The sequence below is a fragment of the Streptomyces sp. NBC_00234 genome, from assembly GCF_036195325.1.
Lineage (GTDB): Bacteria > Actinomycetota > Actinomycetes > Streptomycetales > Streptomycetaceae > Streptomyces.
This window is the reverse complement of record NZ_CP108101.1, coordinates 3,334,714-3,349,354: the sequence shown is the minus strand read 5'-3', so window position 1 is coordinate 3,349,354 and position 14,641 is coordinate 3,334,714. Positions and strand designations below refer to the sequence as shown.

At 69.9% G+C, this 14,641-nt stretch carries 14 protein-coding genes and 1 tRNA gene; 3 read left to right on the top strand and 12 right to left on the bottom strand.

Annotated elements, in window-relative coordinates:
- Positions 1-63 precede the first annotated feature (63 nt).
- Complete coding sequence (locus tag OG230_RS14460) at positions 64-876, top strand: trans-aconitate 2-methyltransferase (RefSeq protein ID WP_328910611.1); 813 nt, start codon at positions 64-66, stop codon at positions 874-876.
- On the opposite strand, the gene OG230_RS14455 is transcribed toward OG230_RS14460, so the two are convergent.
- The 3 genes from OG230_RS14455 to OG230_RS14445 form a co-directional block, all read right to left on the bottom strand.
- On the bottom strand, positions 867-1,469 hold the full coding sequence (locus OG230_RS14455) for a Uma2 family endonuclease (RefSeq protein ID WP_328910610.1): 603 nt from the start codon (positions 1,467-1,469) through the stop codon (positions 867-869). The genes OG230_RS14460 and OG230_RS14455 overlap by 10 nt on opposite strands.
- Before the next feature lie 166 nt (positions 1,470-1,635).
- Positions 1,636-2,322, bottom strand: a complete 687-nt coding sequence (locus tag OG230_RS14450; protein WP_328910609.1) for a TetR/AcrR family transcriptional regulator — start codon at positions 2,320-2,322, stop codon at positions 1,636-1,638.
- Positions 2,319-3,281, bottom strand: coding sequence for an acyl-CoA desaturase (locus OG230_RS14445; protein ID WP_328910608.1), 963 nt, complete (start codon positions 3,279-3,281; stop codon positions 2,319-2,321). The genes OG230_RS14450 and OG230_RS14445 overlap by 4 nt, the downstream gene beginning before the upstream one ends.
- Positions 3,282-3,623: 342 nt before the next feature.
- Here OG230_RS14445 and ppc point away from each other — a divergent pair, with 342 nt between their 5' ends.
- Complete coding sequence (gene ppc, locus OG230_RS14440; protein ID WP_328910607.1) at positions 3,624-6,353, top strand: phosphoenolpyruvate carboxylase; 2,730 nt, start codon at positions 3,624-3,626, stop codon at positions 6,351-6,353.
- Positions 6,354-6,376: 23 nt separating this feature from the next.
- Here the strand turns inward: ppc and OG230_RS14435 are convergent, their stop codons facing one another.
- From OG230_RS14435 to OG230_RS14405, 7 genes are all read right to left on the bottom strand, one after another.
- Positions 6,377-6,847: a hypothetical protein gene (locus tag OG230_RS14435; RefSeq protein ID WP_328910606.1), complete on the bottom strand. Its 471-nt coding sequence runs from the start codon at positions 6,845-6,847 to the stop codon at positions 6,377-6,379.
- Positions 6,848-6,922: 75 nt separating this feature from the next.
- On the bottom strand, positions 6,923-7,516 hold the full coding sequence (gene pth / locus OG230_RS14430; RefSeq protein WP_328910605.1) for an aminoacyl-tRNA hydrolase: 594 nt from the start codon (positions 7,514-7,516) through the stop codon (positions 6,923-6,925).
- A gap of 140 nt (positions 7,517-7,656) precedes the next feature.
- Entirely contained in the window at positions 7,657-8,244 is a 588-nt protein-coding gene (locus OG230_RS14425; protein ID WP_328910604.1) for a 50S ribosomal protein L25/general stress protein Ctc, read from the bottom strand.
- A 198-nt stretch (positions 8,245-8,442) separates the two neighbouring features.
- Positions 8,443-9,426, bottom strand: coding sequence for a ribose-phosphate diphosphokinase (locus OG230_RS14420; RefSeq protein WP_328910603.1), 984 nt, complete (start codon positions 9,424-9,426; stop codon positions 8,443-8,445).
- Positions 9,427-9,545: 119 nt separating this feature from the next.
- Positions 9,546-10,994 (bottom strand): bifunctional UDP-N-acetylglucosamine diphosphorylase/glucosamine-1-phosphate N-acetyltransferase GlmU, encoded by a 1,449-nt coding sequence (gene glmU / locus OG230_RS14415; protein ID WP_328910602.1) that lies wholly within the window; start codon positions 10,992-10,994, stop codon positions 9,546-9,548.
- A 104-nt stretch (positions 10,995-11,098) separates the two neighbouring features.
- Positions 11,099-11,171: transfer RNA gene (locus OG230_RS14410), tRNA-Gln, on the bottom strand.
- Positions 11,172-11,198: 27 nt separating this feature from the next.
- Positions 11,199-12,056, bottom strand: coding sequence for a hypothetical protein (locus OG230_RS14405; RefSeq protein WP_328910601.1), 858 nt, complete (start codon positions 12,054-12,056; stop codon positions 11,199-11,201).
- 155 nt (positions 12,057-12,211) lie between these two features.
- On the opposite strand from OG230_RS14405, the gene OG230_RS14400 reads away from it, so the two are divergent.
- Complete coding sequence (locus OG230_RS14400) at positions 12,212-13,528, top strand: sensor histidine kinase (RefSeq protein WP_328910600.1); 1,317 nt, start codon at positions 12,212-12,214, stop codon at positions 13,526-13,528.
- A 23-nt stretch (positions 13,529-13,551) separates the two neighbouring features.
- Here the strand turns inward: OG230_RS14400 and OG230_RS14395 are convergent, their stop codons facing one another.
- Positions 13,552-14,070: an SUKH-3 domain-containing protein gene (locus OG230_RS14395; RefSeq protein ID WP_328910599.1), complete on the bottom strand. Its 519-nt coding sequence runs from the start codon at positions 14,068-14,070 to the stop codon at positions 13,552-13,554.
- Between the two features lie 10 nt (positions 14,071-14,080).
- Positions 14,081-14,605, bottom strand: a complete 525-nt coding sequence (locus OG230_RS14390; protein WP_328910598.1) for a YwqJ-related putative deaminase — start codon at positions 14,603-14,605, stop codon at positions 14,081-14,083.
- Between the last annotated feature and the right edge of the window lie 36 nt (positions 14,606-14,641).

Below are 14,641 nucleotides of genomic sequence, written 5' to 3'. Positions count from 1 at the left end.
CATAGAGTCTCTTGAATTCGAGTCTCTTGACATCAAGATACTTTGGGGATCATCCTGGCCCCCATGACCGCACCCCTCTGGGATCCGCAGCAGTACCTGCGTCACGCGGACCACCGCACCCGCCCCTTCCACGACCTCCTGGCCCGCATCGGCGAGCTCCCGGGCCACCCCGCGCCCCGTATCGCCGACCTGGGCTGCGGGGCGGGCAACGTCACCACCCTGCTCGCCGACCGCTGGCCACGGGCCCGCATCACCGGCTACGACAACTCCCCGCAGATGCTGGCCCGCGCCGCCGCCCACGCCCGTCCGCTCCTGGACTTCGCCGAGGCCGACGCCGCGACCTGGGAGCCCCCGGAGCCGTACGACCTGATCGTCTCCAACGCCCTGCTCCAGTGGGTCCCCGGCCACGCCGACCGCTTCCCCGTCTGGCTGGACGCACTCACCCCCGGCGGCACATTCGCCTTCCAGGTGCCCGGGAACTTCAACGCCCCCAGCCACACCCTGCTGGCCGGCCTCCGCGAATCCCCCCGCTGGCGCTCCCGCCTGCGCGGCGTCGGTGACCGCACGGCCGCGGTCCTGGAGCCCGCCGACTACCTGACGCGCCTGCGCTCCCTCGGCTGCGAGGCGGACGTCTGGGAGACCACCTACCTCCAGACGCTCCAGGGCGAGGACCCGGTCCTCGACTGGGTCAAGGGCACCGCCCTGCGCCCGGTCCTCACGGCCCTCGCCGACGACCCGGAGGCCCGTGACGCCTTCCTCACCGAATACGCCGCCCTGCTCCGCACCGCCTACCCGGCCGGCCCGCACGGCACGGTGTTCCCGTTCCGCCGCATCTTCGCGGTGGCGCGCAGGCCGGGGTCGAGCGATCAGAGCTGATCGAGCGCGTCCAGGGTGATGTCGATGTCGATGGGGCACGGAACGCCGGTCTTGAGCCGGTCGTGATGAATGCCGGTCAGGGCGTACGCCTTGGAGACCGGGTCCAGCTCATAGACCCGGACCACCGGGTGGTGGTCGGTGCCGGCCATCTCGACCAGCCAGAAGTTCGGGATACCGGCCGCGGCGTACTTCTGCGGCTTGGCATCACGGTCCCGGGCCTCCGAGTCGGGGGAGACCACCTCGACGGCGAGAAGGACGTCGGCGGCGTGGAAGCGGGTCTGTTCGAGATCAGTGGCGGCTGCGGCTCGGACAACGGACACGTCGGGTTCGGGGCCGTTGCGCTGGTCCAGCACCACGGTCATCTCGCGCTCGGCCTTGAGGTCTCCTGGGATCGCGCTGCGCAGGCCGTTCATCAGCAGGTCGATCATCTTGGCGTGGAAACGCCGCTGTGGACTCACAAAAACCAGGCTCCCGTCGAGCAGCTCGGTGTGCGGCGGGAGATCGGGCAGGGTGAACAGATCGTCCACCGTGTATCCGTCCTGGGGTGGCACCGGCCAGCGGCTGCTGTGCCCGGCCATCGGTTCGGCGGTCATGATTCCTCCCATGGACGGGATTCTGGTCCTGCTCCCTCACGGTAGCGGTCGGATTCGAGTGGCGTCCTCACAAAGAGTGACGCGCCGTCGGTGACCGGCAGCGCGACGGGCCGCGCACCCCCGGGTTTCCGGGGGTGCGCGGCCCGTGTCGCCGGAGGCGGGGACGTCAGTTCTTGCGGTGCCCTATCAGGCGGGGCTTCGACTCCAGGTTCTCCAGGCCGTGCCAGCAGAGATTCACGAGATGCGCCGCGACCTCCGCCTTCTTCGGCTTGCGGACGTCCAGCCACCACTGGCCGGTCAGCGCGACCATGCCGACCAGGGCCTGCGCGTAGAGCGGCGCCAGCTTCGGATCGAAGCCGCGTGCCTTGAACTCCAGGCCCAGAATGTCCTCGACCTGGGTGGCGATGTCACTGATCAGCGACGCGAACGTGCCCGTGGACTGCGCGACCGGGGAGTCGCGGACCAGGATGCGGAAGCCGTCCGTGTACGTCTCGATGTAGTCCAGCAGCGCGAACGCCGCCTGTTCGAGGAGCTCGCGCGGATGGCCGGCGGTCAGTGCGCTCGTCACCATGTCCAGCAGCTGGCGCATCTCGCGGTCGACCACGACGGCGTAAAGACCCTCCTTGCCGCCGAAGTGCTCGTAGACGACCGGCTTGGAGACCCCGGCGCGGGCCGCGATCTCCTCGACCGACGTGCCTTCGAAGCCCTTGTCGGCGAAGAGGGCACGGCCGATGTCCAGCAGCTGTTCGCGGCGCTCCTTTCCGGTCATCCGGACCCGTCGGGTCCGGCGGACGGGGGAGGGCCTGCTCTTCTCGCTGTCTGTGCTGCCGTCGGTCGCCACGTCGTCAATCATGCCGCGTCGGCGGGCGCGGGGTTGCGGCGGGCGTCGATACGGGCCGCATCGGGCCAGCGGACGTCGGACGCCCAGCCCAGTTGCTCGAACCAGCGGATCAGCCGGGCACTTGAGTCGATCTGGCCCTTCATCACGCCGTGCCGTGCGCTCGTCGGGTCCGCGTGGTGAAGGTTGTGCCAGGACTCGCCGCAGGACAGGACCGCCAGCCACCACACGTTCCCGGAACGGTCACGGGACTTGAACGGGCGCTTGCCGACCGCGTGGCAGATCGAGTTGATCGACCACGTGACGTGGTGCAGCAGTGCGACCCGTACCAGCGAGCCCCAGAAGAACGCGGTCGCCGCACCCCACCAGGACATCGTCACCAGACCGCCGACCAGCGGCGGGATCGCCAGCGAGACGATGGTGAAGGTGAGGAAGTGACGGGAGATGCCGCGGATCGCCGGGTCCTTGATCAGGTCGGGGGCGTACTTCTCCTGCGAGGTCCGCTCCTCGTCGAACATCCAGCCGATGTGCGCCCACCACAGTCCCTTCAGCAGGGCCGGCAGCGTCTCGCCGAACCGCCACGGCGAGTGCGGGTCGCCCTCGGCGTCGGAGAAGCGGTGGTGCTTGCGGTGGTCGGCCACCCAGCGCACCACGGGACCTTCGACCGCGAGGGAACCCGCGACGGCCAGGGCGATACGGAGCGGACGCTTCGCCTTGAAGGAGCCGTGCGTGAAGTAGCGGTGGAAGCCGATCGTGATGCCGTGGCAGCCGATGAAGTACATCCCGACCAGCAGGCCCAGGTCGAGCCAGCTGACGCCACGGCCCCAGGCGAGCGGCACCGCCGCGACCAGGGCCACGAACGGGACCACGATGAACAGCAGCAGGGCGATCTGCTCGACCGACCGCTTCTTGTCGCCGCCGAGCGTGGCGGGAGGGAGGGTGGGGGCGTCGAGCACAGTGGGGCTGGTGGGCATGGGGAGTCCCCTGGGGGGTGAGAAGTGCGACGGATTCTGCAGGCTACGCATCCGTAACCTACGGCCTGGTAAGTATGGCAGCGGTGAGGCCCGCAGTACGAGAGCCGCGTCACGGCAGTCCTTCCGCGGCTACCCGCGAGGGCTGCGCGGCACGCCCCCGGCACGGACACCTATCCTGGGAGAGTCGGACAGCGCGGTCCGCACTCTGCTTTCCCGGGGTGGCGACGCACCGCAGCAGCCCCGGTCCCCCTGACAGACGTGCCCACCCGTCTCCCGCCACCACCCGTCCAGGGAGACGCTGACGCGACGCACCTCCTCTATTCACTGCAAGGAGCCGCACCTGTGAGCAGTGCCGACCAGACCCCCGCCGCCAGCGCCGAGCTGAGGGCCGACATCCGCCGCCTCGGTGATCTGCTGGGCGAGACGCTCGTACGCCAGGAGGGCCAGGAGCTCCTCGACCTCGTCGAGCGGGTCCGCGCCCTGACCCGCACCGACGGAGAGGCCGCCGCCGAGCTGCTGGGCGACACCGACCTGGAGACCGCCGCGCAGCTCGTGCGTGCCTTCTCCACCTACTTCCACCTCGCCAACGTCACCGAGCAGGTGCACCGCGCCCACGAGATGCGCGACCGCCGGGCCGCCGAGGGCGGGCTCCTCGCCCGTACCGCCGACCGGCTCAAGGACGCGGACCCGCAGCACCTGCGCGAGACCGTCAAGAACCTCAACGTGCGCCCGGTCTTCACGGCGCACCCCACCGAGGCCGCGCGGCGCTCCGTACTGAACAAGCTCCGCCGCATCGCCGAACTGCTCGAAACCCCCGTCATCGAGGCCGACCGGCGCCGTCACGACCTGCGGCTCGCCGAGAACATCGACCTCATCTGGCAGACCGACGAGCTGCGCGTGGTGCGGCCCGAGCCCGCCGACGAGGCCCGCAACGCGATCTACTACCTCGACGAGCTGCACGCCAACGCCGTCGGCGACGTCCTGGAGGACCTCGCCGCCGAGCTGGAGCGGGTCGGCGTCGAGCTGCCCGCGGGCACCCGCCCGCTCACCTTCGGCACCTGGATCGGCGGCGACCGCGACGGCAACCCCAACGTGACGCCCGCCGTCACCTGGGAGGTGCTGATCCTCCAGCACGAGCACGGCATCACCGACGCGCTCGAACTCATCGACTACCTGCGCGGCCTGCTCTCCAACTCCATCCGTTACACCGGCGCCACCGACGAGCTGCTGGACTCCCTCCAGGCGGACCTGGAACGCCTCCCCGAGATCAGCCCCCGTTACAAGCGGCTGAACGCCGAGGAGCCCTACCGCCTCAAGGCGACCTGCATCCGGCAGAAGCTCGTCAACACCCGCGAGCGCCTCGCCTCCGGCACCCCGCACCGCCCGGGCTGCGACTACCTCGGCACCTCCGAGCTCATCGCGGACCTGGCCCTCATCCAGACCTCGCTGCGCGAGCACAAGGGCGGGATCTTCGCCGACGGCCGGATGGACCGCACCATCCGTACGCTGTCCGCGTTCGGGCTGCAGCTCGCCACCATGGACGTGCGCGAACACGCCGACGCCCACCACCACGCCCTCGGCCAGCTCTTCGACCGGCTCGGCGAGGAGTCCTGGCGCTACGCCGACATGCCGCGCGACTACCGGCAGAAGCTCCTCGCGAAGGAGCTGCGCTCCCGGCGTCCGCTCGCCCCGACCCCGGCACCGCTGGACGCCGCGGGCGAGAAGACGCTCGGCGTCTTCCACACCATCAAGGAAGCCTTCGAGCGCTTCGGCCCCGAGGTCATCGAGTCGTACATCATCTCGATGTGCCAGGGTGCCGACGACGTCTTCGCGGCAGCCGTCCTGGCCCGCGAGGCCGGTCTGCTCGACCTGCACGGCGGCTGGGCCAAGATCGGCATCGTGCCGCTCCTGGAGACCACCGACGAGCTCAAGGCCGCCGACGTCATCCTCGACGAGATGCTCGCCGACCCGTCGTACCGCCGGCTCGTCTCCCTCCGCGGGGACGTGCAGGAGGTCATGCTCGGGTACAGCGACTCCTCCAAGTTCGGTGGCATCACCACCTCGCAGTGGGAGATCCACCGGGCGCAGCGCCGGCTGCGTGACGTCGCGCACCGCTACGGCGTACGGCTGCGGCTCTTCCACGGCCGCGGCGGCACCGTCGGCCGCGGCGGCGGCCCCTCGCACGACGCGATCCTCGCGCAGCCCTGGGGCACGCTGGAGGGCGAGATCAAGGTGACCGAGCAGGGTGAGGTCATCTCCGACAAGTACCTCATCCCCGCGCTCGCCAGGGAGAACCTGGAGCTGACCGTCGCGGCCACCCTCCAGGCGTCCGCGCTGCACACCGCGCCCCGCCAGTCCGACGAGGCACTCGCCCGCTGGGACGCGGCCATGGACACCGTCTCCGACGCCGCGCACGACGCGTACCGCAAGCTGGTCGAGGACCCGGACCTGCCGACGTACTTCCTCGCCTCCACCCCGGTGGACCAGCTCGCCGACCTGCACCTGGGCTCGCGGCCCTCCCGCCGCCCCGGCTCGGGCGTCTCGCTCGACGGCCTGCGCGCCATCCCGTGGGTCTTCGGCTGGACCCAGTCACGGCAGATCGTGCCCGGCTGGTACGGCGTCGGCTCCGGCCTCAAGGCGCTGCGCGAGGCCGGCCTGGACACCGTCCTGGAAGAGATGCACGAACAGTGGCACTTCTTCCGGAACTTCCTCTCCAACGTCGAGATGACGCTAGCCAAGACCGACCTGCGCATCGCCCGGCACTACGTCGACACACTCGTCCCCGACGAGCTCAAGCACGTCTTCGACTCCATCGAGGCCGAGCACGCGCTGACGGTCAAGGAAGTCCTCAAGATCACCGGCGGCACCGAACTGCTCGGCACCAGCCCGGTGCTCCAGCAGACCTTCGCCATCCGTGACGCCTACCTGGACCCGATCTCGTACCTCCAGGTCTCGCTGCTGGCCCGCCAGCGCCAGGCCGCCGAGCGCGGCGAAGAGGCCGATCCGCTGCTCGCACGGGCCCTGCTGCTCACCGTGAACGGTGTCGCGGCGGGTCTGCGCAACACCGGCTGATCCGTTGCGCGGGTGCGGTCCTGTCAGAGGGCGATGAACGTCGCCATCAGCAGGACCGCGCCCGCGGTCGCGACGCCCCAGGCGAGCCGGGGCAGCCGCAGACCGCCCCCGATCAGGAGGGCGGAGAGCAGCAGCGCACCGCCGAACGGCACCCAGGCATGCAGGAACCCCGGTGTGCCGGTGCGGACGACCTCGCCGGTGCCCGGCTTCACGACCACCGGGAAGCGGTCGCCCTTCTCCGCGGCGACGGACTTCCCGATCGTCACCCGGGAGCGCTTCGGCGAGTCCTGATCCGGTTCGTACGACCCGGTGCACGCCGTGTCCTCGCACCCGGTCACCGTCATGGTGCCGTGCTCGCGCCCCTTGGACAGGACGATGTGGTGCGCGGTGTTCCACGAGGCCCAGGCGCCCGCGACGAGCATCAGCAGGACGATGCAGCCCGCGGCGACGACACGGCCGTGGGCCACCAGGCGGTGGGAGGAGCTCCGCTTCATGGGGGCAGATCCTTGGGCAGACCCATGCTCTCGGTCAACCTGTGGCCGAAAATGATCCTGGGATCGGCGCCAATGTCAGGAGTTGTACGTGGACTGCGCCCGCTCCAGCCCCTCGGCGAGCAGCGCCTCCACCGCGTCCGCGGCCCGGTCCACCTGGTAGGCGAGGTCCTTGCGCTCCGTGGACGAGAAGTCCTTCAGCACGAAGTCGGCCACCTGCATCCGGCCCGGCGGCCGGCCGATCCCGAACCTGATGCGGTGGTAGTCGGGGCCCATCGACTTCGTCATCGACTTCAGCCCGTTGTGCCCGTTGTCGCCGCCGCCCAGCTTCAGCCGCAGCGTGCCGAAATCGATGTCCAGCTCGTCGTGGACGGCCACGATGTGGTCCGTCGGCACCTTGTAGAAGTCCCGGAGGGCGGTCACGGGCCCGCCCGACAGGTTCATGTACGACATCGGCTTGGCCAGGATCACCCGGCGGCTCGCGGGTCCGGGCGGCCCCATCCGGCCCTCGACGACCTGCGCCTGGGCCTTCTGTGCCCGCTTGAACTTCCCGCCGATCCGCTCGGCGAGGAGGTCGGCGACCATGAAACCGACGTTGTGCCGGTTCGCTGCGTACTCGGGACCCGGATTGCCCAGGCCCACGATGAGCCAGGGGTCGGTTGCATCGGACATCTGCGCTCGGTCTCCTCGCGTACGTCGGCTGATGACAGGCGAACGGGGCGGCGGGCCCGGTAAGGGTCCGCCGCCCCGTCAGTGAAGCAGTGAAGCGGTGAAGCGGTGGATCAGTGGCGCTGGGGCGCGCCGGGTGGGACTCAGGCCTCGGTGGTGGCGGCCTCGGTGCCCTCGGCGGCCGGCTCCTCGGCCTGCGCGGCGACGATCTGGAGCACGACGGCGTCCTCGTCACCGGCCAGCACGGAACCCTTGGGCAGCGGGATGTCCTTGGCGAGGATCGAGTCGCCGGCGTCCAGGCCCGCGATGGAGACCGTGACGGACTCGGGGATGTGGGTGGCCTCGGCCTCGACGAGCAGGGTGTTCTGAACGTACTCCAGCAGGTTGCCGCCCGGGGCCAGCTCGCCCTCGACGTGCACGGCGATCTCGACGTTGACCTTCTCGCCGCGCTTCACGGTCAGGAGGTCGACGTGCTCGATGTTGCCCTTGAGGGCGTTGCGCTGCACGGCCTTGGGGATGACCAGGGCGTCCTTGCCCTCGATCTCGAGACCGATGAGGACGTTGGCGGTGCGGAGCGCGAGCTGCAGCTCGTGGGCCGGCAGCGTGATGTGGACGGACTCGGCGCCGTGGCCGTAGACGACCGCGGGAACCAGGTTGGCACGACGGGTACGGCGGGCGGCGCCCTTGCCGAACTCGGTACGGACCTGAGCGGCGAGCTTGATCTCAGCCATGGTGCACTCCTCGTGAGATGACGAAAGTCGGACGTCACCCGGCCCGTACGACAGGCCGCCTGCTACGAAGAGCGCGTCGATAACGGATCACCGTACTTATGAGTACGGCCTCCCTCGCCGAGCAACTCGCTGAGTCTACCCGGCGGGGAGGCCGCGCCCAAAGTGGATCTTCGGTACCTCTGCGGTACCGCGGTTCCGCTAGTGGTTTTCCTGCTCCTCGAAGAGGCTCGTGACCGAACCGTCCTCGAAGACCTCGCGCACCGCGCGCGCGATCGTCGGCGCGATCGACAGCACGGTGATCTTCTCGAGCTCCAGCTCGCCCGGGGTCGGCAGGGTGTCCGTGAAGACGAACTCGCTGACCTTGGAGTTCTTCAGGCGGTCCGCGGCGGGGCCGGACAGCACGCCGTGCGTCGCGGTCACTATGACGTCCTCGGCACCATGGGCGAACAGGGCGTCCGCGGCGGCGCAGATCGTGCCACCGGTGTCGATCATGTCGTCGACCAGGACACAGACCCGGCCCTTCACGTTACCGACGACCTCGTGGACGCTGACCTGGTTCGGTACGTCCTTGTCGCGGCGCTTGTGGACGATCGCCAGCGGGGCGTCCAGGCGGTCGCACCAGCGGTCGGCGACCCGTACGCGGCCGGCGTCCGGGGAGACGATCGTCAGCTTCGAGCGGTCGACCTTGGCACCGACGTAGTCGGCGAGGATCGGCAGCGCGAACAGGTGGTCCACCGGGCCGTCGAAGAAGCCCTGGATCTGGTCGGTGTGCAGGTCCACGGTGAGGATGCGGTCCGCACCCGCCGTCTTCATCAGGTCGGCGACCAGACGGGCCGAGATCGGCTCGCGGCCACGGTGCTTCTTGTCCTGGCGGGCGTAGCCGTAGAACGGCACGATCACCGTGATCGAACGGGCCGAGGCGCGCTTCAGCGCGTCCAGCATGATCAGCTGCTCCATGATCCACTTGTTGATCGGAGCCGTGTGGCTCTGGATCAGGAAGCAGTCGGCGCCGCGGGCGGATTCCTGGAAGCGCACGTAGATCTCGCCGTTGGCGAAATCGAAAGCCTTCGTCGGCACGAGGCCGACACCCAACTGGTGTGCGACCTCCTCGGCCAGCTCGGGGTGGGCGCGGCCGGAGAAGAGCATCAGTTTCTTCTCGCCGGTCGTCTTGATCCCGGTCACAGCACAGTCTCCTCAGACGTGTATCTGGCGCTGCACGCATAGGTCCCGATGTGCAACGAGCCAGCCGAAATGGGTGAGCATCTATCACGGTACGCCGTGTCCGGCGCACCTGTTTCCGGTCAGCTTTCGCCGTTGGTGTCCTGGGCCGCGGCCTGAGCGGCCTGCGCGGCGGCACTTCCCGGACGCTTCCGGGCCACCCAACCCTCGATATTCCGCTGCTGGCCCCGGGCGACGGCCAGCGAACCGGCCGGTACGTCCTTGGTGATGACCGAGCCCGCCGCGGTGTAGACGCCGTCCCCGACCGTGACAGGAGCCACAAACATATTGTCGGACCCGGTGCGGCAGTGGGAGCCGATGGTCGTGTGGTGCTTGGCCACGCCGTCGTAGTTCACGAAGACGCTGGCGGCACCGATGTTGGTGTGGTCGCCGATCGTCGCGTCACCGACGTAGCTCAGGTGCGGAACCTTCGTGCCCTCGCCGATCGTGGCGTTCTTCATCTCCACGTACGTACCGGCCTTGGCCTTCGCGCCGAGCCTCGTGCCGGGCCGCAGATAGGCGAACGGGCCGACCGTCGCACCGGGGCCGACCTCCGCCCCGTCCGCGACCGTGTTGTCCACGCGGGCGCCCGCGTGGACGATCGTGTCCGTGAGCCGGGAGTTCGGGCCGACCTCGGCGTCCTCGGCCAGATGGGTCGAGCCGTACAGCTGGGTGCCGGGGTGCACGATCGCGTCCGGCTCGTACGTCACCGTGACGTCGATCAGCGTCGACGCCGGGTCGACGATCGTCACGCCGGCCGTCATGGCGCGCTCCAGGAGCCGCTCGTTGAGCAGTCGCCGGGCCTCGGCCAGCTGGATCCGGTTGTTGATGCCGAGGATCTCCCGGTGGTCCGCGGTGACCGAGGCGCCCACGCGGTGTCCTGCCTCGCGCAGGATGGACAGCACGTCGGTGAGGTACTCCTCGCCCTGGCTGTTGTCCGTGCGCACCTTGCCGAGCGCGTCCGCGAGCAGGCGCCCGTCGAAGGCGAACACCCCGGAGTTGATCTCCCGGATGGCCCGCTGGGCGTCCGTGGCGTCCTTGTGCTCGACGATCGCGGTGACCGCGCCGCTGGCCGCGTCTCGGACGATCCGGCCGTAGCCGGTGGAGTCCGGGACCTCGGCGGTCAGCACGGTGACGGCGTTGGCGTCGGCGTCGTGGGTGGCGGCGAGCGCGGCGAGGGTCTCGCCGGAGAGCAGCGGGGTGTCGCCGCAGACGACGATCACGGTGCCCTCGACGGCCCCGCCGAGCTCTTCGAGGCCCATCCGGACGGCGTGGCCGGTGCCGTTCTGCTCGGCTTGGAAGGCGGTGCGTACGGGGGCGTCGCCCGAGGAGAGGTGTGCGGTGACCCGCTCCGCCGCGTGGCCGACGACCACGACGAGGTGCTCGGGGTCGAGCTCACGGGAGGCGGCGACGACATGTCCGACGAGCGAGCGCCCGGAGATCTCGTGCAGGACCTTGGGGGTCTTCGACTTCATGCGGGTGCCCTCACCCGCTGCGAGGACGACGACGGCTGCCGGGCTGGTGGCGCTCACGGGAATGCCCTTCGGCTTCGGGTGGTGGACATCCGCAGGATACCGGGGGTGTACGGAGCGGACATGAGTGCGGGCCCCGACCGTGAGGTCGGGGCCCGTGCGAGCTCCCCCATCAGGATTTGAACCTGAACATACGGTACCAAAAACCGCAGTGCTGCCTGATTACACCATGGGGGATGAAACTAGTCGGAACCGGACATTACGTCAGGCTGCCGGACCAGCACCCAACACTATGCCGTACCAAGTGCCCTCTACGCGACGATACAGATCGGTGCTCTTCGTGACGTAGATGACCAGACAGCCTCGATATGCCTCGGCGGTGTTCTTCCGGGTGGTCTTCGGGTTGTGCTTCTTCAGGGTCGCTCTCTGGAATGCCGAGGCGGGTACGCCTGCCAGCTCGGCCCAGAATTGCTCAGCCCCGGTGACATCGGCCGATTCGTGGATGCTGACCCGGAAGCGCATGCGCTCACGTGGGACCTCGAGCAGTTCGAGCCAGCGCAGATACAGCGTGATCACGTTGGGATCGCTGTTGATGAACTGGAGGCTCTCTCGGCGACTGTATGCCTTGTCCTTGGCTCCTTCGGCCCAATAGAGAGCGACTCCGGCGATGAACAGTTCGCGGTCCGAGAGCGTGCCGACGGCCTCGCGTGCGCGGTGCTTCGTCTCGTGTCGCTCTTCGTCCTGAGATGCGCGCAGCCGTGCCAGCCCGGCGTTCATGAGTGTGCGGCGCTCCTCGTCCGTATAGCGCGGCTCCGGTTTCGGGAGGTCCCGTACCCAGAGGGAGATCGAACTCTTGGAACAGCCCAGTTCCGCCTGGATCCGGTCGTAGGTCATGCCCTGAAGGCGCAGCTCCCGGGCCCTGTCGCGAAGGTCGTCCTTGGCGTTCGGGCGCCTAGTCCACTCCGGAGCGGGTTCGCCCTGGACGAGGCGGTTCAGGATGTCGTTGTTGAAGACCTTCAGGCGGTCCCGGATCTGCCGGAGGCTCAGACCCTCCCGGCGCAGGGCCACCGCCTGCGCGCGCAGCCCCTCGAAGTCGGCGTACTTGCCGGTGATTTCCGTCATGCCGCAAGCCTCGTCCGGAATGCGGACGTCCAGGTCGAATGGGTGGTCGGTTCACCATTTCCGGCTATCAACGCGTGTTCCACCTCTGTTCGACTACGGCACGTGCTGCTCGAGTCACCCGAAAATGAGGTGCGCCCGCCCGTAGGCTGGACGGCATGACCGCAACGGGGGCAGACCGGGAAGCGGCGGGACCGACCACCCGCGGCTACTGGTGGTGGGAGCGGCGGCGCAGTGTCGCCCTGGACGTGGGACTGGCGTCGGTTTCGGCGCTGGAGTGTGCCTTGGAGGGGGTGGTGTTCGCCGGGGACACCGGATTGCCGGTGCCGTTCGGCGTGCTGTTCGGCCTGCTGGCGGGCTCTGTACTGCTGGTGCGCAGACGGTGGCCGATCGCCGTGGTGCTGGTGTCGATCGCGACGACGCCGGCCGAGATGGGCTTCCTGATGGCCATCGTCGGCCTGTACACGCTGGCCGCGTCCGACGTGCCGCGCAGGATCACCGTCGTGCTGACCGGGATGTCACTGGTCGGCACGTTCATCGTCACGTACGTACGGCTGCGCCAGAACGTCACCGAGGGAGCCGACTTCGGCCCGGGTGACTGGTACGTACCGCTGGTGTCCCTCTTCATGTCGCTGGGGCTGACCGCGCCGCCCCTGCTGTTCGGCCTCTATATAGGGGCGCGAAGACGGCTCATGGAGAGCTTGCGGGAGCGCGCGGACTCGCTGGAGCGGGAGCTGTCGCTGCTGGCCGACCGGGCCGAGGAGCGGGCCGAGTGGGCGCGCACGGAGGAGCGGACCCGGATCGCCCGGGAGATGCACGACGTGGTCGCGCACCGGGTGAGCCTGATGGTCGTGCACGCGGCGGCCCTTCAGGCGGTCGCCCCGAAGGACCCGGCGAAGGCCGTGCGGAACGCGGCGCTGGTGGGTGACATGGGCCGCCAGGCGCTGACGGAACTGCGCGAGATGCTCGGTGTCCTGCGCAGCGGGGACGCCCTGTCCGCGCCGCCGACGGGCCGGGTGCCCCTCGCTTCGGTGGGGCGGGCGGCTGCCGCGGCGGCTGCGGCGGCCGTGGAGGACGGTCCCCGGCTGGCCGAGGTGGAGTTGCTCGTCGCGCAGTCCCGGGAGGCGGGGATGACGGTCGAGCTGTCGGTGCAGGGCGAGCTGCGCCCGTACGCGCCCGAGGTCGAGCAGACCGCGTACCGGGTGGTGCAGGAGGCCCTGACGAACGTGCACAAGCACGCGGCCGGCGCGAAGGCATGGGTCCGGCTCGCGCATCGCGGCGACGAGGTCGCCATGCAGGTGGAGAACGGCCCGTCGGACGGTGGCACGGCCGACGCCGGGCTGCCCAGCGGCGGAAACGGCCTGGTGGGGATGCGGGAACGGGTGCTCGGGCTGGGCGGAGTCTTCGTCTCGGGTCCGACGGACGCGGGCGGCTTCCGGGTGTCGGCGGTCCTTCCGGACCAGGGCGCCGCGTAGGACGGGACGGGCGTCGGCGGGTGTCAGCCCGAGGTGAGTCTGGCCGGCTGGACGCCCGTCACCAGCGTGGCCAGCGCCTGGTCGATGTCCGCGCCGAGGTACCAGTCACCGGTGTGGTCGATGCTGTAGACGCGGCCCTCGATGTCGATGGCGAGCACCGCCTGACCGTCGCCCTCCTCGCCCAGGGGGCTGATCTCGGTCTCCAGCGCCCGCCCCAGGTCACCCAGGGTGCGGGCCAGGTGGAGGCCGCACAGCGGATCGATGCGTACGGCGGCGGGCGCGATCTGCCGGCCGGGCGCGGACGCGGTGATGCGCAGGGCGCCGAACTCCGCCCATGCCTCGACGGCCGCGGGGAAGACCGCGTGCTGGTGGCCGGCCGGTGAGGCGTGGGAGCGCAGGGCGTCGGCCCACTCCTCGGCCTGCCGGATGTCCCAGCGCCCCGGCTGCCAGCCCGCCTCGCGGAGGGCGGCGTCGACGGCGACGGGGAAGCGGGTGGTGGCGTGCCGGTCGGGCGCGGACGCGTGTCCGGTCGAGTCCTGCATCGGAGTGCCGTCAGCCCTTCTCGGCGGTGGTGGCCGCCCCGGTCGTGGTGAGGTCGACGGGACGTACGCCGAAGTGCGCGAGCATCGCCGCACAGGAGCGGCAGGGCGGGGCGTAGCTGCCGTGCAGCGGGTCGCCGTCCTCGCGGATGCGCCGGGCGGTGATGCGGGAGTGCTTCAGTGCGCGCCGGGCCTCGCCGCCGGTCAGGGGTTTGCGCTGGGCCCGTTTGGAACGGCTGCCGTCGGTCGCCGTGAGCTGGCGCGACAGCAGTATCGCTTCGGGGCAGCGGCCGGTGAAGCGTTCGCGCTGTCCGCTGGTGAGGGCGTCGAGGAAGTCCTGGACGAGTGGGTGGAGCACCGGCGGGCGGTCGCCCTTGCCCGCGGTGCAGGTCAGTGTCTCGCCCCGGACGGACAGGGCTGCGGCCACGGCGGGCAGGATGCCGTCGCGGCGGTGGTGCAGCTGGGGTGCGCGGCTGGTCTCGGTGCTGCTCCAGCTGAGCCTCGGATCCCCGGATGTGACTGGCGGTGCTGTGTTCATGGTGCTTGCATCCCTCCCGTGCCCGCAGCGGTAGCT

Coding starts and splice junctions, on each gene's coding strand:
- OG230_RS14405 (WP_328910601.1), bottom strand. CDS start 12,056: ATGACGGAAATCACCGGCAAGTACGCCGACTTCGAGGGGCTGCGCGCG.
- OG230_RS14435 (WP_328910606.1), bottom strand. CDS start 6,847: ATGAAGCGGAGCTCCTCCCACCGCCTGGTGGCCCACGGCCGTGTCGTC.
- OG230_RS14390 (WP_328910598.1), bottom strand. CDS start 14,605: ATGAACACAGCACCGCCAGTCACATCCGGGGATCCGAGGCTCAGCTGG.
- pth (WP_328910605.1), bottom strand. CDS start 7,516: ATGTCCGATGCAACCGACCCCTGGCTCATCGTGGGCCTGGGCAATCCG.
- OG230_RS14445 (WP_328910608.1), bottom strand. CDS start 3,281: ATGCCCACCAGCCCCACTGTGCTCGACGCCCCCACCCTCCCTCCCGCC.
- OG230_RS14455 (WP_328910610.1), bottom strand. CDS start 1,469: ATGACCGCCGAACCGATGGCCGGGCACAGCAGCCGCTGGCCGGTGCCA.
- OG230_RS14450 (WP_328910609.1), bottom strand. CDS start 2,322: ATGATTGACGACGTGGCGACCGACGGCAGCACAGACAGCGAGAAGAGC.
- OG230_RS14425 (WP_328910604.1), bottom strand. CDS start 8,244: ATGGCTGAGATCAAGCTCGCCGCTCAGGTCCGTACCGAGTTCGGCAAG.
- OG230_RS14460 (WP_328910611.1), top strand. CDS start 64: ATGACCGCACCCCTCTGGGATCCGCAGCAGTACCTGCGTCACGCGGAC.
- OG230_RS14400 (WP_328910600.1), top strand. CDS start 12,212: ATGACCGCAACGGGGGCAGACCGGGAAGCGGCGGGACCGACCACCCGC.
- OG230_RS14395 (WP_328910599.1), bottom strand. CDS start 14,070: ATGCAGGACTCGACCGGACACGCGTCCGCGCCCGACCGGCACGCCACC.